This window comes from Neisseria sp. MVDL19-042950 (assembly GCF_030504625.1).
Taxonomy (GTDB): Bacteria; Pseudomonadota; Gammaproteobacteria; order Burkholderiales; family Neisseriaceae; genus Neisseria.
Map to the genome: position 1 here is coordinate 96,602 of NZ_JAUKWH010000001.1, position 21,968 is coordinate 118,569.

19 protein-coding genes and 1 CRISPR repeat array are annotated in these 21,968 nt (G+C 52.5%); of the genes, 14 read left to right on the forward strand and 5 right to left on the reverse strand.

Annotated features, from left to right (window positions below; translation table 11 throughout):
* Positions 1-22: 22 nt before the first annotated feature.
* The 4 genes from Q0X97_RS00470 to Q0X97_RS00485 all read left to right on the forward strand — a co-directional run bounded on the left by Q0X97_RS00470 (position 23) and on the right by Q0X97_RS00485 (position 6,279).
* Positions 23-3,157 carry an ATP-binding cassette domain-containing protein gene (locus tag Q0X97_RS00470; RefSeq protein ID WP_302065313.1) on the forward strand — a complete coding sequence of 1,045 codons (3,135 nt, stop codon included), beginning with the start codon at positions 23-25 and terminating at the stop codon, positions 3,155-3,157.
* A gap of 299 nt (positions 3,158-3,456) precedes the next feature.
* Positions 3,457-4,020: an alpha/beta fold hydrolase gene (locus Q0X97_RS00475; protein ID WP_302065314.1), complete on the forward strand. Its 564-nt coding sequence runs from the start codon at positions 3,457-3,459 to the stop codon at positions 4,018-4,020.
* Between the two features lie 31 nt (positions 4,021-4,051).
* The gene (locus Q0X97_RS00480; protein WP_302065315.1) at positions 4,052-5,173 is read left to right on the forward strand and encodes an ABC transporter permease; all 1,122 of its coding nucleotides are present in this window, start codon (positions 4,052-4,054) and stop codon (positions 5,171-5,173) included.
* Positions 5,174-5,238: 65 nt separating this feature from the next.
* On the forward strand, positions 5,239-6,279 hold the full coding sequence (locus Q0X97_RS00485) for an ACP S-malonyltransferase (protein ID WP_302065316.1): 1,041 nt from the start codon (positions 5,239-5,241) through the stop codon (positions 6,277-6,279).
* 391 nt (positions 6,280-6,670) lie between these two features.
* Here Q0X97_RS00485 and Q0X97_RS00490 read toward each other — a convergent pair whose 3' ends face one another.
* A complete protein-coding gene (locus Q0X97_RS00490; RefSeq protein WP_302065317.1) occupies positions 6,671-7,660 on the reverse strand; it encodes a nuclease-related domain-containing protein in 990 nt (329 codons plus the stop codon).
* 222 nt (positions 7,661-7,882) lie between these two features.
* On the opposite strand from Q0X97_RS00490, the gene Q0X97_RS00495 reads away from it, so the two are divergent.
* Positions 7,883-8,635: a methylated-DNA--[protein]-cysteine S-methyltransferase gene (locus tag Q0X97_RS00495; RefSeq protein ID WP_302067649.1), complete on the forward strand. Its 753-nt coding sequence runs from the start codon at positions 7,883-7,885 to the stop codon at positions 8,633-8,635.
* A gap of 66 nt (positions 8,636-8,701) precedes the next feature.
* A CRISPR array of direct repeats spans positions 8,702-9,727; the repeat unit is 36 nt; unit sequence GTTGTAGCTTCCTCTCTCATCTCGTAGTGCTACAAT.
* Positions 9,728-9,791: 64 nt separating this feature from the next.
* Here Q0X97_RS00495 and cas2 read toward each other — a convergent pair.
* The 3 genes from cas2 to cas9 all read right to left on the reverse strand — a co-directional run bounded on the left by cas2 (position 9,792) and on the right by cas9 (position 14,342).
* Positions 9,792-10,118 (reverse strand): CRISPR-associated endonuclease Cas2, encoded by a 327-nt coding sequence (gene cas2, locus Q0X97_RS00500; RefSeq protein WP_040666777.1) that lies wholly within the window; start codon positions 10,116-10,118, stop codon positions 9,792-9,794.
* On the reverse strand, positions 10,111-11,022 hold the full coding sequence (gene cas1, locus Q0X97_RS00505; RefSeq protein WP_302065319.1) for a type II CRISPR-associated endonuclease Cas1: 912 nt from the start codon (positions 11,020-11,022) through the stop codon (positions 10,111-10,113). Before cas1 ends, cas2 begins: the two co-directional genes overlap by 8 nt.
* Positions 11,023-11,102: 80 nt before the next feature.
* Positions 11,103-14,342 (reverse strand): type II CRISPR RNA-guided endonuclease Cas9, encoded by a 3,240-nt coding sequence (gene cas9, locus Q0X97_RS00510; RefSeq protein WP_302065320.1) that lies wholly within the window; start codon positions 14,340-14,342, stop codon positions 11,103-11,105.
* A 532-nt stretch (positions 14,343-14,874) separates the two neighbouring features.
* Here cas9 and Q0X97_RS00515 point away from each other — a divergent pair.
* The 9 genes from Q0X97_RS00515 (at position 14,875) to pth (ending at position 21,243) form a co-directional block, all read left to right on the forward strand.
* Positions 14,875-15,219, forward strand: coding sequence for a VOC family protein (locus Q0X97_RS00515; protein WP_302065321.1), 345 nt, complete (start codon positions 14,875-14,877; stop codon positions 15,217-15,219).
* A 48-nt stretch (positions 15,220-15,267) separates the two neighbouring features.
* Positions 15,268-15,921 carry a DNA alkylation repair protein gene (locus Q0X97_RS00520; RefSeq protein WP_302065322.1) on the forward strand — a complete coding sequence of 218 codons (654 nt, stop codon included), beginning with the start codon at positions 15,268-15,270 and terminating at the stop codon, positions 15,919-15,921.
* 126 nt (positions 15,922-16,047) lie between these two features.
* Positions 16,048-17,505 carry an efflux transporter outer membrane subunit gene (locus Q0X97_RS00525; protein ID WP_302065323.1) on the forward strand — a complete coding sequence of 486 codons (1,458 nt, stop codon included), beginning with the start codon at positions 16,048-16,050 and terminating at the stop codon, positions 17,503-17,505.
* Positions 17,506-17,679: 174 nt separating this feature from the next.
* Positions 17,680-18,150: an LPS assembly lipoprotein LptE gene (lptE, locus tag Q0X97_RS00530; protein ID WP_302065324.1), complete on the forward strand. Its 471-nt coding sequence runs from the start codon at positions 17,680-17,682 to the stop codon at positions 18,148-18,150.
* A complete protein-coding gene (gene holA / locus Q0X97_RS00535) occupies positions 18,150-19,151 on the forward strand; it encodes a DNA polymerase III subunit delta (RefSeq protein WP_302065325.1) in 1,002 nt (333 codons plus the stop codon). The genes lptE and holA overlap by 1 nt, the downstream gene beginning before the upstream one ends.
* A gap of 136 nt (positions 19,152-19,287) precedes the next feature.
* On the forward strand, positions 19,288-19,707 hold the full coding sequence (locus Q0X97_RS00540; RefSeq protein WP_302065326.1) for a hypothetical protein: 420 nt from the start codon (positions 19,288-19,290) through the stop codon (positions 19,705-19,707).
* A gap of 182 nt (positions 19,708-19,889) precedes the next feature.
* Positions 19,890-20,321: a type II toxin-antitoxin system RatA family toxin gene (locus tag Q0X97_RS00545; RefSeq protein WP_302065327.1), complete on the forward strand. Its 432-nt coding sequence runs from the start codon at positions 19,890-19,892 to the stop codon at positions 20,319-20,321.
* Entirely contained in the window at positions 20,314-20,598 is a 285-nt protein-coding gene (locus tag Q0X97_RS00550) for an RnfH family protein (RefSeq protein WP_302065328.1), read from the forward strand. Before Q0X97_RS00545 ends, Q0X97_RS00550 begins: the two co-directional genes overlap by 8 nt.
* A gap of 63 nt (positions 20,599-20,661) precedes the next feature.
* Complete coding sequence (gene pth, locus Q0X97_RS00555; RefSeq protein ID WP_302065513.1) at positions 20,662-21,243, forward strand: aminoacyl-tRNA hydrolase; 582 nt, start codon at positions 20,662-20,664, stop codon at positions 21,241-21,243.
* A gap of 69 nt (positions 21,244-21,312) precedes the next feature.
* Here the strand turns inward: pth and Q0X97_RS00560 are convergent, their stop codons facing one another.
* The gene (locus Q0X97_RS00560; RefSeq protein ID WP_302065329.1) at positions 21,313-21,879 is read right to left on the reverse strand and encodes a peptidylprolyl isomerase; all 567 of its coding nucleotides are present in this window, start codon (positions 21,877-21,879) and stop codon (positions 21,313-21,315) included.
* Between the last annotated feature and the right edge of the window lie 89 nt (positions 21,880-21,968).

Here is a 21,968-nt window from a genome sequence, read left to right on the forward strand (position 1 = left end):
CTGTCTGAAAACAGAGTAAATCATGATAAACAACCCCGCCGTTTCCCTCCGCTCCGTTTCCCACCGCTACGGTAAAACCGTAACGGCGTTGGACGATGTGTCGCTGACCATCCCGCGCGGGGTAACCGTCGGCTTAATCGGCCCCGACGGCGTGGGCAAATCGACGCTGTTGTCGCTGATTGCTGGGGTTAAAATCATTCAGAGCGGCACGGTGGCGGTGTTCGGGCACGACATGGCCGGCAAAGCGGCGCGGCAGGCGTTGTCGCACCGTATCGCCTTTATGCCGCAGGGTTTGGGGCGCAATCTGTATCCCACTTTGAGCGTGTATGAAAACGTCGACTTCCATGCGCGGCTGTTCGGGCTGAATGCCGCCGAACGTCAAGCGCGCATCAGCCGTCTGCTCGAAGCCACCGGTTTGGCACCGTTCCCCGACCGCGCGGCGGGCAAGCTCTCGGGCGGGATGAAGCAGAAGCTGAGTTTATGCTGCGCATTGGTGCATTCGCCCGATCTGCTGATTCTCGACGAACCGACCACCGGTGTCGATCCGCTGTCGCGCCGCCAGTTTTGGGCGTTGGTGGACGAACTTCAAGCCGAAAGCGCGGGAATGACGGTAATCGTGGCTACCGCCTACATCGAAGAGGCTGAACGTTTCGGCCACCTGCTGGCGATGGACGACGGCAAACTGCTGGTCAACAAGCCCACCCGCGAGGTGATGAGCGACAGCGGTGCCGCCACACTGGAGGCCGCCTATGTGCAGATGCTGCCGTCTGAAAAACAGCAAGGCTCGGGCGGGTTGTCGATGACCCCGTTTGTCGCCGATCCCGACGCCCCGCCCGCCATCGAAGCGCACGGGCTGACCAAGCGTTTCGGCAGCTTTACCGCGGTTGAGCGGGTGAGCTTCAAAATCGCACAAGGCGAAATCTTCGGCTTTCTCGGCTCCAACGGCTGCGGCAAATCCACCACCATGAAAATGCTCACCGGCCTGCTGGAAGCCAGCGACGGCTCGGCCGAACTCTTGGGGCGGCCGATCGAAGCGGGCAATATCCAAACGCGGATGCGCGTCGGCTATATGTCGCAGGCGTTCTCGCTATATGAAGAATTGAGCGTGATCGACAACCTCAAACTGCACGCCCGCCTCTACCAAATGGGCGCGGCCGGCGAACAGGCGGTGGCCGATGCGTTGGTGCAGTTCGACCTCAGCGATGCCGCTGCTGCCAAACCCGCTTCGCTGCCTTTGGGCATCCGCCAACGGCTGCAACTGGCGGCGGCCTGCCTGCACAAACCCGAAGTGCTGATTCTCGACGAACCGACCTCCGGCGTCGATCCCGCCGCCCGCGACATGTTCTGGCGGCATCTGCTCAAACTCTCGCGCGAAGACAAAATCACCATATTTGTGTCGACCCACTTTATGAACGAGGCCGAACGCTGCGACCGCATTTCCTTCATGCACAAAGGCCGCGTGCTGGCGGTGGGTACGCCGGCGGAGCTGACCGCACGGCAGGCCGCGCCGAATCTGGAAGAGGCGTTTGTGCAGTATTTGTTGGACGACGAAGCGCGGGAAGGCCTGTCTGAAAGGCCGTCTGAAACGGCGGCTTCCGTGCAAGCAAACGCGCAAACAAATAATGCCGCCGTGCCGCCGCAACAGGTTGCTGATGCTTCAAGCAGGCCGTCTGAAAACGAAAGCGTGGCGCAACTGGCGGCGAGGGTGGTGCGGTCGGATCAGGATTTGGATGTGCAGGCAGGGATAAGGCCGTCTGAAAATGTCCGTTCCGACAGCGGCCTTGCTTGCTTGCAAGCGGAGGAGGAGCAAACGGTTGTTTCGCCGGAAACCCCGATTTCTTCCACCTCGGCCGAACCGCGTTCGGAAACCGGCAAGATGACAGAAAGGAAACAAGCCGCCGATGTTTCAGACAGGCCGTCTGAAACCGAAAGCGTGCCTCAAGTTGCCGCAAGGAGTGTGCAGGAAAATCAGGTTTCGGATGCGCACACAGGCAACAGGCCGTCTGAAAACACACCGCCGACCGACACCCTCAAATACTGGCTGGCAAGCGTGCGCACGTTTGCTTTGCGTGAAACCAAAGAATTGCTGCGCGACAAGGTGCGGCTGTTTTTTGCGGTGATGGGGCCGGTGATTCTGATGATTTCCCTATCGTGGAGCGTGTCGTTCGACGTGAAGGACCTCACGTTTACCGTGCTCGACCGCGACCAAACCACCGAAAGCCGCCGCCTCACCGAATATTTTTCCGGTTCTCGCTATTTTCACGAACAGCCGCCGCTCTCGTCGCCAAGCGATATCGACACCGCCTTGCAGTCGGCGCAAACGCGTTTGGTGATTGAGATTCCCGAAGGCTTCGGGCGCGATATGCTGGCAGGCAGGCGGCCGGAAGCGGCGTTTTATGTCGACGGCGCGATGCCGTTCAACGCCAGTAATATCCAAGGCTATATCGGCGGCATTTTTGCGTTGTACGGGCAGGATTTGGCGCGCGAAACAGGGCTGACGCTGCCGCCGCCCGCGGCCAAAATCGAGCAGCGGTTTATGTATAATCAGGATTTTGAAAGCATTTTCGCCATCGCGCCGGGCGTGTTGATGCTGGTGCTGATGCTGATTCCGGCAATGATGTCGGTGGTCGGGGTGGTGCGCGAACGCGAAATCGGTTCGATTTCCAATTTCTACACCTCGCCCGCCACCGTGCCGCAGTTTCTGCTCGGCAAGCAGCTGCCGTATATTGCGGTGGGCATGGTGAATTATGTGGTACTCACGGCGATGATGGTGTTCGGCTTCGGCGTGCCGGTAAAAGGTTCGCTGCTCGTGCTGACGGCGGGCACGCTGATTCTGCTGTTCGTGTCCACCGCGCTGGGTTTGCTGGCTTCCACTGTCGTGCGCTCGCAAATGGCGGCCATCAGCCTCACCGCGATTGTGATTATGATCCCGACCTTCAACTATTCCGGCTTTCTGCATCCGCTCTCGTCGATGGAAGGCGGGGCGTACTGGATGGGCAAGCTGATGCCCGCGTCGTGGTATCTCAACATCAGCATCGGCAGCTTCACCAAAGGCTTGGGCGGGCACGACCTAAACCGCGAAATGCTGGTGTTGCTGGCGTTTTATGTGGTGTATTTCACTTCGGCCTGCTGGATTTTGAAGAAGCAGGAAAAATAAATATGTCTGTCTGAAAAAACAATGAGCAACTTAATAGGCATGTTTCAGACTTAAGAAAGTGTAAATGATGAATACAATTGAAACGCATATCTTAACCGTATCCTATATTCCAATTGCGTGCTACACAGCGTGCCAGCCTGAAGAAGCTTAGGTGTTTCTACACGGCGGCGGCATGAATTTGGCGATGCTGTCGTGGAGCGAAATCATAACGCAGTGGCTAGGCAACGAATACCTGGTTGCCCCCGACTTGCTCTGCTACGGCCAAAGTGACAAACCCGACGCTTTGGAAAACACTGAGCATGCAGCGTATCAACTTATGCGGCCTGTCGCTCGGCGGCAGCGTGGTATTGCAGTTTGCCCTGTGCTGCCCCCACATGCTCAAGCGGCTGGTGCTGATGGTGCCGTGGCCGTGGTTGGGCGGCTGGTATGCCTGCTCGCGTTGGAACCTGCTTGCTTACCGCCTATGCGTCAGCTGCCTGCTGACCCGCCGCCTGATTGCCGCCACACTATTCGGCGATGCCGGCAAAATCAGCACCGAACTGGTAGACGAAGTGCGCGCGGCCGCCTTGGCAGAAGATGCCAGCAAAGCGTTCCAATCTTTCCAGCTCAGCGAAACCTACGGCGGCAAACCCACAGGCCGCCTGCTGCCGGAGCTGCCGAAAATCGACTGCCCCGTGCTGCTGGTTCACGGCAGTAAAGACCCTGCCGTGCCGCTGGCCGATGCTGAAGCGGGGGCCACAATCATGCCGCAGATGCGGCTGAAAGTGTTTGAAGAACACAAGCATCGGCCGCAAAAAGAAAGCCCCGAAAGATTTTTGCAGACACTGGACGAGTTTGCCGATGCAACCGCCGAATCGGTGTGAAATGCCTGTCTGAAACCGCAAAGGTAAGCCCATGCGCAGCATTAAAAACATCTTTTACTTAGCACAAAAAGAACTCCGAAGCCTGTTTTCCGACTTGGTGCTGATGGTGTTGATTGTGTTTATGTTTACGGTAACGGTTTTGTCCGCAGCTGAAATCGACTCCGGAGTTAAAAATGCTGCCGTGGCGGTGGTGGACGGCGACCGTTCAGCGCTTTCCTACCGCCTGCGCGATGCTGTGCGCGAGCCGTTTTTCCAGCCGCCGCAGGAAGTGGCGGCGGAGGCGGTGAATCAGGCGATGGACAAGGGCGAGTACATTTTTACCTTGGAAATTCCGCCGAACTTCGAGCGCGATGTGCTGATGGGGCGTAGCCCCGAATTGCTGCTGCAAGTGGACGCTACCGCCATGTCGCAGGCCGGTTTGGGCGCGGCTTATCTGACCCGCATTCTGGAGCGCGAAACGGCGGAGTTTGCGCGGCAGCAGTCGGCGGAGAAATGGCTGCCCGTGAAGCCGGTCATCCGTTCGCACTTCAACGCCAATGCCGAAGGCGTCTATTACGGGCCGCCGATGGAGTTGGGCAATATGGTGCTGGTGTTGGCACTGATTTTGGTGGGTGCGGCAGTTATCCGCGAGCGCGAACACGGCACCATTGAGCATCTGCTCGTGATGCCGGTAAACGCCGCCGAAATCATGCTGGCGAAAGTGCTGGCCAACAGTGCGGTGATTTTGCTGGTGAGTATGCTGTCGATGTGGTTGGTGGTAAAGGGGATACTCGGCGTGCCGATTTACGGCTCCATTATGCTCTACGGCTTCGGCGTGGCCGTGTATTTGTTTTCCATTGCCGCGCTGGCGGTGATGCTTGCCACGATTGCGCCGAGCATGGCGCAGTTCGGCCTCTTGATGATTCCGCTGTATATGGTGCTGCTGCTGTTTTCCGGCGTGGCCTCGCCGCGCAACAATATGCCCGCAGCGGCGCAATGGGTCAGTGAATATTGGCCGAGCACGCAGTTTATCCAGTTTGCCCAAAGCGTGCTGTTCCGCAATGCCGGCTTGAGCATCGTGTGGCCGCAGCTCTTGGCAATGGCTTTAACCGGACTGCTGTTTTTGGCATTTGCTTTGATGCGGTTTAGAAAAATGCTGGAGCAGCATGGCTGAGTGTTGAGGATGCGGACAAAGGCCGCTGAGGCCGTCTGAAAACCATCATACAAAGGAGTGAGACAATGAGTGAAACCGAACAAAAACGCCTGCTTGAGCGTGTGCATGCCAAACCGTTTGCATTGTGTTTTTCCGGGCAAGGGTTTGATTGGATAAGTATGTTACGCGAGGCTTTGGCCGAAGGTGTGCGGGAGGAAACCGGCAAGGTTGCGGATGCTGCCGCCAAAATGGTCGCGCCCGTGGCGGAGCAGCTTGCCACCGCGCGGCCGCAGGGTTTTGAACCGATTGCGTGGGCAGACGGCAACAGTGGGATTGATTTGGTGCGGGCTGCCGTGAGCGTGCCCGGCATTTTCCTTTCACAAATCGCCAATCTGCATGTTTTGGAAACACGCGGGCTGGACATCGGCAAAGCAGCGGGCGTGATCGGGCATTCGCAAGGCATACTCGGGCGTTATCTGGTTAGCGAACCGCACCGTGCCGCCGAAATTCTGGCATTGGCCGAACTGATCGGCGCGGCCGCCACCCAGCAAGGCAGAAAAACCGGCATGTATATGCACGACGGCGGCCATGCAATGGTGATAGTGCAGGGCGTGAGCCGATCGCAGCTTGCCGACATGGTGGATAGACTGTTCCCCGCCGCCTCAACCGACCTAGCCGCCCGCCCGTGCATCGGCCTGCGCAACAGCCAAGAAGCCTTTGTGGTCAGCGGGCGGCCGGAATCGGTGCAGCGCGTGTGTGAAGAACTTTCGGCCACAATAAAAGATTCAGACGGCCTTACCCCCGAATCGCTGCTTGTGCCGCTTGAAGTGGAAGTCGGCTTCCATCATCCCGCGCTGGCACCCGCCGTAGTGCAAGTAGCCGAATGGGCGGCGGCCTGCGGTTTGGACGCAGAACAGGCGCGCGGCATTGCGCAAAATGTGTTGGTCGATCCGGTCGATTGGGTGGAAGAATGCCGCCGCATGGCAGATTTGGGTGTCCGCCGCATTTTGGAAATCGGCCCCTCCGGCGGCGTGGCCATGCTCACACAGGCGGTATTGGACGGGGAAAATATCGAAGTGCTGGACGTATCTGGCGCAGAAGGCAAGGCCGCGTTGTTTGGTGCGTAATAAACGTAGTTTTCAAGTTGATGAACAATGCGCCTTTTTCAGACAGGCATTGTGCAAAGCTATGCCTGTCTGAAAACTTTACACAAAAAGGCTGATCAAGCCTTCCGCCCCGATATAAACCAGCAGCAAACCAAACACCAAAGCCATCACACGGCGGGTAATCGGCCGGGCCAAATAATTCCGCGCCACATGAGCCGCCTGCGCGCCAACAACCCTTTACTGCACCTTGAATCACCAACATCATCGCCGGCTCGGGCAAGGCGGCAATCAGGATGCTGGAGAGGAAAAAGTAGAATAAAGTGGCCATGTTCATTAAGCGTCAATATCTGAAACGCGTGGCAGACTGCACATTTTTATCCATCATGCTTGCTGTGTAAAGGACATGTACCGGCTAATCTGCCGGTTTTTTGATACTTCTTTGGCAGTTGTAACAATACACCCTGCCTTGAAAACGGGCTTTGTTACTCCAGCAAAAATGTGCCACTTTGGAGCTAACTGTTTTTTTGCAGCTAGCGCAGAACAAGCGGGTTGGCGCAGCATTCGGAGCGTTATCTTGCACATCGGCTTGGGGCTGAATCTCATCTTGAGGTTGAACAGGATCAACATGCTCCGCTTTAACCGGAGTAGGTTCAATCGGCTCATTGATACCGAACCTTGCCCGCCAATTCATTTCCAATGGCTTGTGCAAGGCGGCTAAAGATTCGGCGAATGACTGCAACGTTTCCGGAGAGATAATTTTAGATACCGACCTTACCATGCTAAAGATGTTTTCATTATCAATATCTCTGTTGATTCTTTTAACGATTTGCTCGTTTTTAATGATTCTGTCTAAGCCCTCAATTCTTTTTTCATTTTTAGGGCGTGAAATACGCGCTGAATTAGCGATTAAAATCAGGCTGATGAGCTTGGGTTTCATCTTAACCCCTAGCCTGATGGGCAGCTCAATGTTGTCGCTGTCGAAAAGTCTTTGAAGCAGTTTGATATGATGGTTGTTTTGCTCTATCGGGGAGGGTATGCCATAAGATTTCCCCTTATAAAATGCTGAAAATTCGCCGTGTTCATTAATGGCAATGCCTTCGCCGAAGCGTTTGCTTTCGCAGACATAAATTTCCATAAATCGGTTAAGTAGCAAATGGTCTATTTGGGCCACATGGCCGTTATATTCCAGCCTTAAATCATGGATGACCATCCAATTTTTGGATTCCGTCCATTGGAAATTCATGTGGTAGGCCGCTTCTTTTTCGCCTTTCATGCCGGATTGGATGTTTCTGATTTCACGGCTGATTTTATCTTTAGTATCGGAATCGATATAGGGCAATGCCAATAATGTATTTAGCTCCTCAATATCACGTTCCCGGTTGTGTGCTTGTTTGATTATCATGATAGGTGCTTTATTGGATAGATTTGTTACTATTTCAAAAGAGTATAATTTTAACAAAGATAGATTGAAAGCAATAGGCTGACGGGTTTGTAAAGCCTATGCAGGCCGTCTGAAAATTAATGGCAAAGATATAATATTGAACTCGGATAACACATTGATATCAAAAAATTGTTCTTTTGATTGTTTATTAGACTGCCTGTCTGAACACTGCAAGGAAACTCCATGAATATCCGCCGGTTGCCCGATCCGCAAACCTTGCTTCCCGTACGGTGGCAGGCTTATGCCGCATGGCCGGCCGCACGGGAAAATCCGCCCGAATCCTACCGCGACCACCCGCTCGAATCGGCAGACGAACTGGTTATGTTGAAAAAAGATTTCGAGCGGTACGTCGGCATATCACTCGGGCAGTACGTCTGCCTGAAACGCATCACGTACTTGCTGGCGCAACGCAACAGCAAACACGATAACGAGCTGACGGTTTCTGTGCAAGCCACTCCGTTGGGGCAGATGTTGGCGGTATTCAGCACACAAGGTTTGTGCCTGCTGGAGTTTCCCGAGCGCAAAATAATAGAGAGCGAACTCTTGGCCGTGCAAAAAGCATTTCAGGCGGATTTTGTGTGGCGCGACACGGTGCACAGCCAAACTTTGCAGCAAGAGTTGAATCTGTATTTTGAAGGCCGTCTGAAAAACTTCGCCACGCCGCTCGACCCGGTCGGCACACCCTTTCAGCGGCAAGTTTGGCGCGCATTGCAAAGCATTCCCTACGGCGAAACCCGCAGCTACAAGCAGCAGGCGGAACGCATCGGCAAACCGCAGGCCGTGCGCGCCGTAGCCGCCGCCAACGGGCAGAACAAAATTTCCATCCTGATACCGTGCCACCGCGTGATCGGCAGCAACGGCGATTTAACCGGCTACGGCGGCGGCCTTGCGCGGAAAAAGGCGTTGTTGGAATTGGAAGGCGCAATGCCTGTCTGAAAAAGGATAAGATGGAAATTGATATGGTCGTGATGGTGAAAAGAAGAAAATAAAACTTCAAATGTAGTCGTAGCTTCCTCTCTCATCTCGTAGTGCTACAATCCTAGGCGCTTTGGAACGTGCAGACCCTAGGTTGTAGCTTCCTCTCTCATCTCGTAGTGCTACAATTTATTGCTCACTTTGCCATCGGCATCAGCCGTTGTAGCTTCCTCTCTCATCTCGTAGTGCTACAATACGCCTGAAACATCTACGCCGCTTTGCTCTGTTGTAGCTTCCTCTCTCATCTCGTAGTGCTACAATTAATTGTTGATGCACTCTATCTACACTATTGTTGTAGCTTCCTCTCTCATCTCGTAGTGCTACAATTGATAAAGGGTAATATCGGCAGGACTAGTGGTTGTAGCTTCCTCTCTCATCTCGTAGTGCTACAATAAAAAAGGCTGCCGAAGCAGCCATGCCGGCGTTGTAGCTTCCTCTCTCATCTCGTAGTGCTACAATAATTTTCTTCATCCGAAGCATAGCCGATATGTTGTAGCTTCCTCTCTCATCTCGTAGTGCTACAATGCAACCAATCCTGACAAGTTGTCAAATTCCGTTGTAGCTTCCTCTCTCATCTCGTAGTGCTACAATATTGAATAAATGAACTGTTATATAGACAATGTTGTAGCTTCCTCTCTCATCTCGTAGTGCTACAATAATTTTAACAAGAGGTTTTCAACTTGCGCAGTTGTAGCTTCCTCTCTCATCTCGTAGTGCTACAATTTGGGGATTTGATTGTTGCACCTGATGAGCGTTGTAGCTTCCTCTCTCATCTCGTAGTGCTACAATTTAATAGCTTGCATGATGATTTTGTACATGGTTGTAGCTTCCTCTCTCATCTCGTAGTGCTACAATTCTCTAGAGTAGTTTTTACTTAACCATAACGTTGTAGCTTCCTCTCTCATCTCGTAGTGCTACAATTTTTTCAGATAATGACGCAAGACGTGCTTTGTTGTAGCTTCCTCTCTCATCTCGTAGTGCTACAATTTGGCACTTTTTCTCTGTTCTCATTTTTTAGTTGTAGCTTCCTCTCTCATCTCGTAGTGCTACAATACTTCAACAGGGAAGCCTTATAAAATAAGGTTTCCCTGTTTTATTTTGGTTAAAAAAAACGACTTTAAAAAAGCAAAAGTTGGTCGGCATTGACCTTTTTTTCGCGGGGTTTTGGTTCTCCAATAAGCATAACCATGCTTGCATATTGTTTTTCTGTTACCTCTAAATAGCGGACTTGGCCTTCTTCGGGCAAATGTACTAACAGTCTTTTGTGGTGTTTCTGCAACGAGTCGCGTCCTTTTACAATGCGTGAATAAACCGATAATTGCAGCATGTGATAACCGTCTTTCTGTAGAAATTTACGGAATTGGTTGGCTGCTTTTCTTTTGGCAGCGGTGGTTACAGGCAAGTCAAAGAAAACGATTAAGCGCATAAATTTGGCCTCACTCATAATCATGTACCTTTAAGCGCAGCATTTGTGGCAGTTTTAAAAGTTTGGGTTTGTTTTGGCTGATGGCCGTCTGAAAAGATTGTATGGTGCGGTCTATGGCAGCCAATACACTATATTTGTTTCCCTCCAAAGCTGCTTGGCCGCATAACAAAGAGATTAGTTGTTGTTTGCTTGCGGGTGCCAGCTCATCTGGCAGACTGTTTGAGAGCATCTTGTCGTAGACCCATAAATCCGCAATGGGACGATATGGTTCGATAAAGTCGTCGGCCAAATTGAAAGGGTTGAGTTCGCTGCGGTGGTGCAGTCCGAGCGCAGGTAGAAAGCCGTATTGCACAAGTGCACGGGCAACGGCCGAACGCAAAATGCTGTAACCGTAATTCAAATGGGCATTTACGCTGTTTTCATGACTGCGGGCAAATTGTTCTCCGAACAGTACGCGGAAATACAAAGCGGCAGCTTGGCTTTCGGCGAAGTTTTTATCGCCGGATTTTACGCTGTCGGCTAAGGCATTCAGACGGCTTGCGGCAATATCGTGGCCGCTGTAATCGAGCAGCCAAGCCTGATTGCGGATTTTCTGTTTCACAATCTGTTGCCACAGCTGCTTTTTTTGCGGTTCTGTCATATTGATTTGTTGTTTGAGCACTTTCAGGCTGCGGTGGTATTGTGCAAACGGCAGCCATTGGCCGCAGGGCAAAAATTGTTCGTCGCAGGTAAGCAGGGTGATGCCATATTGTGCCAGTGCAGATAGCAAGGGTGCGGTTAGTACCACTTCCCGTGCTTCGACTATAATAACGGCGATGTCTTCCAGCGGTATAGGTATGGCTTCGTCCTGTTGAATCAGCAGGTGGCTTTGTTGCAGCGACAGGCGTGCAGGGCGGCTGATTAAAATGCTGCGCCAAGTCATTTTATTTTCTCCGTAAGTAGCTTTTTTGAATGGGTTATACAGTAAAACGGCTACACCATTGAAGGTGCAGCCGCTAAGGGTTATTTTTTCTTTTTGTCATTCAATTCAGTGCGTTTTTCTGCTTTGCACAAGCGGATTTCTTTGCCTAATGGGTCGACTTGGTATTTTTGGAAAATAGAAACGGCTTTTACGCCAATACCGCGGTGTATTCCATCTTTACCTTTTCTTTTCTCTAAATCATGTTCTTTAAGAGTAATAGCACCTGTTGCCCTATCCAAACCAACGTAATAACCAAAAAACTTATCTTTTTTAGTTACAACTTTAATTAAATCGTTAGGATACAGAGTGAATTGGAAATCAAAATTTTCATCAATTAAATCCCAACAGCCTTCATCTTTATTTGCCACTACCGCTCTATTCGGCAAAATACCTTTTGCCACCTGCCAAGCATAAACCGGCACCAGATAATTTTTACCGTTTTTGCCGAATACATCTACTCGCACCATGGTAGCGTTGTCGGCAATACCGTGTGCCGTACCGCTACGGTCTTTTCGAACCATCACACCGGTTTTCTGTACGTCCTCCACCCGCACCGCTTTGACCAATGACCCTTGCCTGCCATCTTTCGCAGGCTTGTAAAACGGTTGATCGGCAAACGCTTTAACGGGATCGTCTTTATACGCCTGCAACCGTTCCTGCAAAGCTTGATATAAAGCAGGTTCGCGGTCAGGGTAGCCGACGATGTTTTCAATATCCTTCAGTTTTAACGCTGTCAATGGCTTTCTCACCACGCTGATGTTTTCAGACAGGCGTTTGGCGGATTTGACGGTTTCAAGATGTCCTTGTCCTGTCATCTTGCGGTTGGGGGCGCGTGAGACAAATAAAGGCGATACAAAATCATGCAATGCTTCAGGCCGGCTGTTTAGTTTCTCTGCCAGCTCTTCACGGGGAGAGTCGCTGAATACCCGTATCATCACTTCTTGGCGGAAGAAGTCCCACGGCTGCGGAATGCGGGTTTTGACTTCGCCGGTTTCGCTATCCACGGTTTCCAAAGTTTCACGCCGCTGCATGGCTTTGGTGATTTTCTGCTGCATGGAAACGGTAGAGCAGGCGACTACAATGGCATCGAGTGTGTGGTGGCGGTCGTTGTCTTCCCTTACTTTTTTCAAGCCCCACAAACCGCGCAGCAGGGCAGTGATTTCGCCGTTTGATGCGAATACGCGCCGTTTGCCGGTTCCTTGCAGATGCAGGTTTTTTTCAATAAAGCTGCATAAAAAGCGGGCAATATAACGGGTATCGTTCAGATTGCGTTCCAAAAAGCCTTGTTCGGCTTTGCCGTCCAGTTTGGCCGTCTGAATACGCTGTTTTTTAGCATAGGGAAAACGGCAGCCTTGTACCCGCGCTTGAAATTCGCGCCAGCGTTGGCTATTGCCGGCACCATCAAGATATTCATAAGGCGTTTGATTGCGCTTTTTCTGGTTTTCGCTGCCCAATACCAGCACTTTGTTTTTAAAGCTGTCGTCCCAAGTGCGGGAAAACGGCAGGGCGTGGTCGATTTCCACGTAGCCTTTTTCGTTCAGACGGCCTAAATCTATCGGTATGCCGGAATACAGGCATTTACCTTGTTGCTGTTCATACAGGCGCAGTTTCAGAATATCGCCGCCTTTGGGTTCTCCGGCAAAATGTGGGAACAATTCTTTAAAATGTTTCGCCGCACGCTCGCGTTCTTTGCGGTTTTCTTCCTGACGTTTTTCGATTTCCTTTCGGTCTTTAAACGATTTGCCCAACTCGCGTGCGGTTTCGATATGCACCCGCTGCGGCGAACCGTAGCGGCGGATAATCGCGTTAATCACTTTGCGTGCTTGCGTGAGTGTGCGCAGTACCACAGGATTGCGGATTTCGCCGGCAGGAATGGGTGGCAGCAGCACTTGGTTTTTCGATTCTGCCAAGGCACGGTGATCGCCGTAAACTTCTTTGCAGGCTTCGTCATAGCGTATGCCGCGTTCCATTAAAGGCAGAATATTCCTTAAGGCTTTCAGCGAAAGTTGGATAAACTTATCAAAGTTCAAACCTGCCAGCAGCGCGTCCAACACATTTTCAGGTAGCCTTAAATCGGCCAAGGTTGCTTGAATATCTTCATCGGTTTTATATAGTGAAAATGCCGTGCCGATTTCATCCAGTATTTCGGGATTGCGGATGCGGTTTTCCCATTCGCCTTTCAAACCTGCTTTGTCCAATACCGTGCGGATTTTATGGTAGGCCTTCATTTCCATTAATGTGCCGTTTTCCGCCTTGAGGCCGTCTGAATCTTTTCCGTAACGCAGCCCTTTGAATACTGCGCTTTCAGGCAGATTCAATATTGAGCGCACCTGTTTATATGTTAGTTTGGCTTTTTTATACGGCTCGTCCAACAGCTGTTTGCGCTCTCCTTCATCCAAAGCCCGCTCTTCGCCGTTGTGCAGAATCCGCAGGTTGTTCAGTTTGGTCAGCCAGATAAACCGTTCGGCGGAATAAGTATTTTTAGCCGCTTTGTATTCGGAAGGCTCAAATGTGCATTTACCCAGCATTTTCAACACGGCTTCACCCTGTAAGGCACTGCGCTGCGTCATCAGTAATTCGTCAACTTTGCTTTGCAACTCTGCCGAAGCAAACGGGTTTCCGAGCGCACATTGCCGCTCGAACAGCAAATGCAATTCTCTCTGTAAATCCAAGCGGTTGAAAGTGTGGGTGTAATCACCGCCTTTATTGCGCAAATGCCCCGATTGTTCCGCAAATAATTTAACCGCCAATTCGGCAGGCGTGCGGTATTGTTCAGAACTTTCTGACAGCAGTTTGCTGTTTTCGGCCACGCCGGCAAGGAGACGTCCTAATTCTTTGTTTTCCGTTTGGGTTTCGCTTTTTCGTTGCGACAGATAACCGCGGTGTTTAACCAAATGCAGCAATACCGCCGCCCATTCTTGATTCGTCAGCTTTCTCTCCAAACCAGCCACACGCAACTGCCAAGTATCAATCGGCAGGTTGGGTAGGCCGTCTGAATTAAAGTCGTTAACACTCAAAATACCTTCGCGCTTGAGCAGGCGGCGCAACCGCAGTAAACGGTGGGCGCGGCGGCGGATTAAGCGGCGCACACTGCGCGCCTGCCTGCGGGCCAAGGCTAAAGAATCGCCTGTTTTCGGCACTTCCGCCCGTTCAAATGTGCGCACCCCGCAATCCAGCAGGCCGATGGGGTTTCCCTCTTCATCTACTAAAATCAAGGCCCAGCCTACTGAAGCAATACCCAAATCCAAACCCAAAATATAGCGTTGCGGCTGTTTTTTCATTTCTTCCCCTTTTCATCTTGATTTACAAAAAAATACATACGCTTATTTATAGTAAAGAAATAAATATTTGACAAGTGTTTTCATCATCATTAGAATCAAATTTATTGTTGCACTACGAGATGAGAGCCGTTGCTACAATAAGGCCGTCTGAAAAGACGTGCCGCGACGTAAAGATTCAGAAATGAGTTGAGCCCCTGTTTAAGTCCGCTTAAACAGGGGCATCGTCTTTTTAATATCTGAAAAAGCCTGTTATGGTGAATCAACTTAAAGATAAAAATAGTACGCTCGTCATACTCGGGCAGGCCCGAGCAGGCCGTATGAAAACAATCAACTGTTCCAAAGTTAGGAACCTTCCAATTGATATCAAAGGTGCGGTATTCTTAGATAACCAAACTCCCTAAGCCTAAAATATCCGAAATACCAAACTGTGAATCTTGATGTGGCAGTGGCGGAGTAAAAAACATTGTTGGAACGGCAAGGCGCAATGCCTGTCTGAAAAACAATCACAATCTTCTACACGCAGGAGAAAAGCATGAAACTTTTTAAAACCAACGATTTGATTTCCGTTATCAATGTGGCGGATTATGAAACCGCGCTGGCGTGGTATCAAACATGGTTGGGCGAGCCGGATGAGGTGCCGATGGAAAGCACGGCGGAATGGCGTATTGCCGACCATGCTTGGCTGCAACTCACCGGTGCGGAGGCGGGCGGTAAAGCGGCGGTGGTTATCGGTGTGGACGACGTGGCTGCTTGCCGCGAAGCGCTTATTCGAGCAGGCATCGAGGCGGGGGAAATTGTTGATTGGGAAGTGGTGCTGGCTTGCGATGTGGCCGATCCCGAAGGCAACGGCATTTCTTTTGTGCAGCTTAAAGAATAATTTGCAGGCTCGAATGGCATTGTTGGCCGTCTGAAAAAGGTACATACGATGAATTACGAAGAACTGCTCGCTATCCTTACCCGCGAAGCCGACCCCGAACGCGCTGTGCCGATGAAAGCCTATATGAAGCACCGTTTCGACTATCTCGGCATCAGCAAGCCGCGTTTGGCTCAAATCTGCAAGCTGTTGTTTAAAAATGCGGCGGCAGAAGAAGTTGACTGGCGGTTTGTCGAACAATGCTGGGCCGATCCGCATCGCGAGCTGCAATACTGTGCGCTTGAGTATCTGAAAACCATGCAGAAAAAGCTCACGCTACAAGACATTCCGCACCTGAAAAAGCTGATTACTGAAAAATCGTGGTGGGATACGGCGGACGTGCTCGACCGCATTGTCGGCGGCATCGCTTTGGTTTACCCCGAAACCAATGCCGTGCTGCTGGATTGGAGCAACAGCGGCAATATCTGGCTGCGGCGCGTCGCCATCGACCACCAGCTTTTGCGCAAAGACAAAACCGACACCGCGCTGCTGGAGCAAATTATCTGCAACAATTTGGAGCAAAAAGAATTTTTCATCAACAAAGCCATCGGCTGGGCGTTGCGCGATTACAGTAAAACCAACCCCGAATGGGTGCGGGCATTTATCGAACGGTATCGCAGCCGTATGGCGAAACTCAGTATCCGTGAGGCGGAGAAGTATGTGTAAGCTGCATGACCGAAGCAATCTGCACAAACGTTTTAGCGAAACTCACAAAGTTTGCTTTAGCGAAACCCGCTAGCGGGTTTTCAGACGGCCTCCATGCCTGTCTGAAAATAAAGATAAGGAAAAGCCATGAAACCCCGTTTGAACCCTGTTGCAAGCAGCCTGATGTTGGCGTTGATACTCGCCGCCTGCAAAAGCACCGTTGTTCCGCTCGAAAGCAAAATCGATATTCCGCAAGCCTTCAGCCAAGCGGAAGCGGCGCGCGGCAGCGCGGAAATCGGCCGCTGGTGGCAGCATTGGAACGACCCCGTACTCAGCCGCTTAATCGAACAAGGTTTGCAGCAAAACCACGATATCCAAATCGCCCGCAGCCGTTTGAACGAAGCGCGTGCCATTGAGCGCTTGGCCGATGCCGATAAAGGCCCGACGGTCGGCGCGGGCGCGGAAGCATCGCGCCTCAACGCCCGCATCAGCAACCCGCTGAGCGACGAAGCCCGCGCCGTGCTCGGAAGGATTCCGCAGGCTGCCGATTTGGCGGGCGAGCGTTTCACGTTGAAAGGCAACAGCCTCACGGGTGGCTTTTCCGCGTCGTGGGAGCCGGATATTTTCGGGCAGAAACGCAGCGATGCCGATGCCGCCGCTTATGCCGCACTCGGCAGGCAGGAAGAAGTGTACGGCACGCAAGTGCTGATCGGTGGCGAAATTGCCGAGCATTACCTGCAAGCCCGCGCTGCCCAAGCACGTTTGAAGTCGGTAAACCGCAATATCGCCACCGTCGAGCGGCTGGCGAAATATGTGCAAGGCCGTTTCAAAGCAGGCCACGTTACCGCTTATGAAGTGGACGAAGTCGCCAGCAAGCTCACCGCCTTGCGCGCCAAGCAAAGCACCATCGAATCGGAATACGCCGCCCATGTGCGCAGCATCGCCGTGCTTACCGGCCAAACCCCGCAAACATTTGCCTTGCCTGAAAGCAGCGTCAACATCTTGACTACGCAACCCGCCGCACCGAGCGGCCAAACCCCGCAAGGCCTGCTTGAGCGCCGCCCCGACATCCGCGCCCATGCCGCGCAAGTGAACGCCTACGCCGCCAAACTCGCCAGCGCCAAAGCCGATTTGCTGCCGCGTTTTACCATCGAATTTTTGGGCAGGGGCACCATCAGTATCGACAGCGATAGCGATTTAAAAGGCTGGGGCAGCTTGATCAAAGCAGGCATCACAGTGCCGATTTTCACCAACGGACGCATCAAAGCCAATATCGCCGCCGCCGATGCACGGCTTCAGACGGCCTTATTGCAATACGACCAAAACATCCTCAAAGCCCTCGGCGAAGTGGACAGCGCATATCAGGCACACAGCGCGCTTACCCGCCAAAACACCTTGCTGGTTACTGCGCACAAACAGGCGGCAAAACAGGCGGGCGATGCCGAAAAACTGTTTAAATACGGCCAAAAAACGCTCGATAACGCCCTCACCGCACGCCTGAACGAAGAAGCGATGCAGGAAAATCTGATTCAATCGCAACTGGCGCGCGCGCGGATGTTGGTTGGTTTGTATAAGGCCTTGGGCGGCGGCTGGGTCGGCGGGTAAACGAAGCGGTGAAAGCCGTTGTCTCACCAACATTGCTTGCTCCGGCGTATTCCCGCTGAGTTTGCGGTATCGACGTAAGTTTCAGGCCGTCTGAAAGCCCGTGCGGACGGCCTGACAAATCCGTTGCCGCTGGGCTATAATCCAAGCCTGTTTATTCTCAAACGAAAGCCGTATATGAACAAAATCCTACTGCCCGCCGCCGCGCTGATCCTTGCCGCCTGCGGCTTCCATTTGAAAGGCATGGGCAACATATCCGGTTCGCTGCCGTATCAGGAATGGCATGTTGCGGGCGGCCAAATGCAGCAACCGTTGGAAAACGCCCTGCGCCGCGCCGACGGCAAGCCCGCAACCCAAGCTCCGGTATCGGTTACCGTAACCAATATCGAAACCCGCCGCGACATTTACACCATCACGCGTGCGGCGGACATCAATGAATTTCTGCTGATTCTGCGCGTAGAAGCCCAAGCCGCCAAAAACGGCCAACCATGGGGAGAGCCGATGGTGGTGCTGGTGCAGCGTAAAATGGATTACGCCGACAGCGAAGTGTTGGGCAAACAGGAAGAAGAAGCCACTATTTGGGCGGAAATGCGTGCCGATGCAGCCGACCAAATCGTGCGCCGCCTAACCTTTTTGAAGGCCAACTGATGCCGGTGATGAGTATCGAACAGGTGTCGCCCGATTTGCCGTTGAAACCGCTGTATGTGATTCACGGCGAAGAGGATTTGCTTCGCGTGGAAGCATTGGACACTTTACGCGCCGCCGCCAAACAGCAAGGCTATCTCAACCGCGAAGTTTATACCGCCGATAATGCGTTCGATTGGAACGAATTATTGCAGTCTGCAGGCAGCATGGGTTTGTTTGCCGATCTGAAGCTGCTGGAAATCCATATCCCGAACGGCAAACCCGGCAAAAACGGCGGCGATGCGCTGCAATCGCTGGCGGAAAATCTGCCGGAAGACACCGTAATCATTGTGATGCTGCCCAAACTCGAACGCGCCCAAACGCAGGCCAAATGGTTCGGCGCGTTGGCGGCGCACGGCGTGGTGTTGGAAGCCAAAGCCGTTACCGGCGCAGCCTTGCCGCAATGGATAAGAGGCCGTCTGAACGCCTTAAACCTCAATATCGAACCCGATGCGCTGGCTTTGTTTGCCGAACGCGTGGAGGGCAATCTCTTGGCCGCCAAGCAGGAAATCGACAAGCTCGCGCTGCTGCATCCTGCCGGCCATCTCGTGAATATGGCGGATGCCGAAGCCGCCGTCGCCAATGTCGCCCGTTTTGATGTGTTCCAACTTGCCGGAGCGTGGATGAGCGGCGACAGCGCCCGCGTTGCCCGCCTGCTCGAAGGTTTGGAAGCCGAAGGCGAAGAGCCGGTGTTGCTGCTGTGGGCGGTGGCCGAAGACATCCGCACCCTGATCCGCCTGACCGCCGCGCTGAAGCAAGGCCAGAGCATACAGGCCGTGCGCAACAGCCTGCGTTTGTGGGGCGACAAACAAACCCTCGCACCGATGGCGGTAAAGCGCATCAGCATCAGCCGTTTGCTTGCCGCCTTGCAGGATTGCGCCCGCATCGACCGCATCATCAAGGGCGCGGAAGACGGCAATGCGTGGGCGGAATTTAAACATTTGGTTACGGGTTTGGCCTTGTAACAGATATAATGTGCACCTATCTATACAACAGGCCGTCTGAAAACTTTTAGCGAAACCCGCGCTCGTTTTGGTAAAGCTCACAAAGTTCGCTTTCAGACGGCCTGAAAAACCAAGTTCTTCAAGGAAACACAAACATATGGATAATAAAACCAAACTCCGCTTAGGCGGACTTGCATTGCTGGCCACTGCCGTATTAAGTTTGATACTCGTGCTGTTTACCGATTCATGGCCGGTTGCCATTCTATTGGCCATCGGCATCATGTCGGGAGTTGTCGGCGGGTTGATTTGGTCTTCGCGCCGCCAGCAACGCCAGTTTCTCGAACGCCTGAAAAAATTCGACATCGACCCCGAAAAAGGCCGCGTCAACGAAGCCAACCTGCGCCGTATGTATCACAGCGGCGGCCAAGCCCAGAAAGACGTGATTACCATCATCTGCATGTCGCAAAACTGTTCGGTGGACGAAGCCCATGAGATGATGAAAAAACGCCCGACCCGCCAGCAAATGAACCAAATGGCGCAACAACAGATGAAAGGCCAGCGCAGGCCGCACCGTTAACGGGTTGGAGCCGGGATACCGGCAGGCCGTCTGAAAACAGTTTTCAGACGGCCTGTTTCATTTCGATATAAAGGAAAACCGGAATCCGATGCCGTCTGAAAACGCAGGCGGCGCGGCAAACCCGCCTGCAAGCTGCAGGCGTTTCGTTTATAATGCTGGCTTTTCCGCCTGCCCCAAAAACCATGAAAACCGTAGAGAAAAACGTATTGGTGCTGCACAGCGCCGAGCAGATGTTCGAACTGGTCGATAAAGTAGAGGACTACCCCAAGTTCCTGCCGTGGTACAGCAAAACCGAAATCATCGAGCGCAACGGCAACGAGTTGAAGGCACGTCTTTTCATGGACTACATGAAAGTGCAGCAGTCTTTCGCCACGCATAACCACAACGTGCCCGGGCGCGAAATCCGCATGGATTTGCTCGAAGGGCCGTTCAAAACCCTGCAAGGCACTTGGACATTCATTCCGCTGGGCGACGATTGCTGCAAAATCGAATTCAGGCTGCAATACGATTTTTCCAGCAGCCTGCTTTCCGCGCTGATTTCGCCGGTGTTCAACCACCTTTCCGGCACGTTGGTGGACGCATTTATCAAAGAGGCGGACCGCCGCTATGGTTGAAATCGAAATCGCTTACGGCACGGCGGAGAAACAACTGCTCGAAACCATGCAGGTGGAAGAGGGTACCACGACGCGGCAGGCGGTGCTGCAAAGCCGTATCGCCGCCGAATTTCCCGATGCCGATGTTGAAAAAGCGCCGTTGGGCATTTTCGGCAAAGCGGTAAAAGACGATACCGTGCTGCGCGATAAAGACCGCGTGGAAGTATACCGCCCGCTGCTGATAGACCCGAAAGAAGCCCGCCGTCTGCGGGTGCAGTCGAAAAACGAAGAAGCGTAAACATGCCGTCTGAAGAACCGTTTTCAGACGGCCGCAACCGATAAAAATATATTTTAAGAATACATCATGCCGCAAATCAAACTCATCGCCGGCCTCGGCAATCCCGGAAACGAATACGTCCACACCCGCCATAATGCGGGCTTTTGGTTTTTAGACGAACTGGCTTGGGAATGGAAAGCCCATTTCAAGGAAGAAAAGAAATTCTACGGCGAAGTAGCGCGTGTCGCCCGACCCGAAGGCGAAGTGTGGCTGTTGAAACCGAATACTTTCATGAACCGCTCCGGCCAAGCCGTGGCTGCGCTTGCCCAGTTTTATAAAATCAAGCCCGAAGAAATTTTAGTGGTGCATGACGAACTGGATATCCCGTGCGGGCGCATCCGTTTCAAACTCGGCGGCGGCAACGGCGGGCATAACGGCTTGAAAGACATTCAGGCGCGGCTCGGCACGCCGAATTTCTACCGCCTGCGTTTGGGTATCGACCATCCGGGCGACCGCAATTTGGTGGTGTCGTATGTGTTAAACAAGCCGAGTGCCGACGACCGTGCGCTGATAGACGAAGCGGTGGCGAAGTCGTTGAAAAACCTGCCGTTGATTCTGGCAGGCGAATTTGAAGAAGCGGTGAGGGTGCTGCACAGCGGCAAATAGAATCCGGTAAGCGGACATATCAAGTTGAGAGGCCGTCTGAAAACTTTTCAGACGGCCTCTCAAGCATTGTTACTTAACAATGGTTACTTTATTGATCACGATCGGGCTAACCGGAACATTTTGGTAGTATGCCTGATCGGTGGTTTTTGTTTTGGCGATCTGATTCACCACATCCATGCCGCTGGTTACTTTGCCGAACACGGCATAGCCGTAGCCTTGGATGGTTTTGCTTTTGAAGTTCAGGAAGTCGTTGTCGGCCACATTGATGAAAAATTGGCTGGTGGCCGAATTCGGGTTGGCGGTGCGCGCCATGGCAATCGTGCCGACGGTGTTTTTCAGGCCGTTGTCGGCTTCGTTGCTGATGGCTTTGTCGGTAGCCTTTTGGGTCAGATCCGGCGTAAAACCGCCGCCTTGGATCATGAAGCCGTCGATAACGCGGTGGAAAATCGTGCCGTTGTAAAAGCCTTTTTGGGCGTAGTTGACAAAGTTGGCTACGGTTTTCGGAGCTTTTTTCTCGTCCAGTGAAAGCTCGATTTTGCCCATATTGGTGTCGATTACGGCACGGGTTTCGGCGTGAGTGGAGAGTGCGGCGGCAGCGATCATGCCGCCTAAAATCAGTTTGGGTAAGTGTTTCATAAGTTTTCCGATATGTTTTTAAAATATTGGCGATTAAACGCGAATCATGATGTTCGTATGTGCGGGCTGTGAAACGGTGTCGCAGCCGA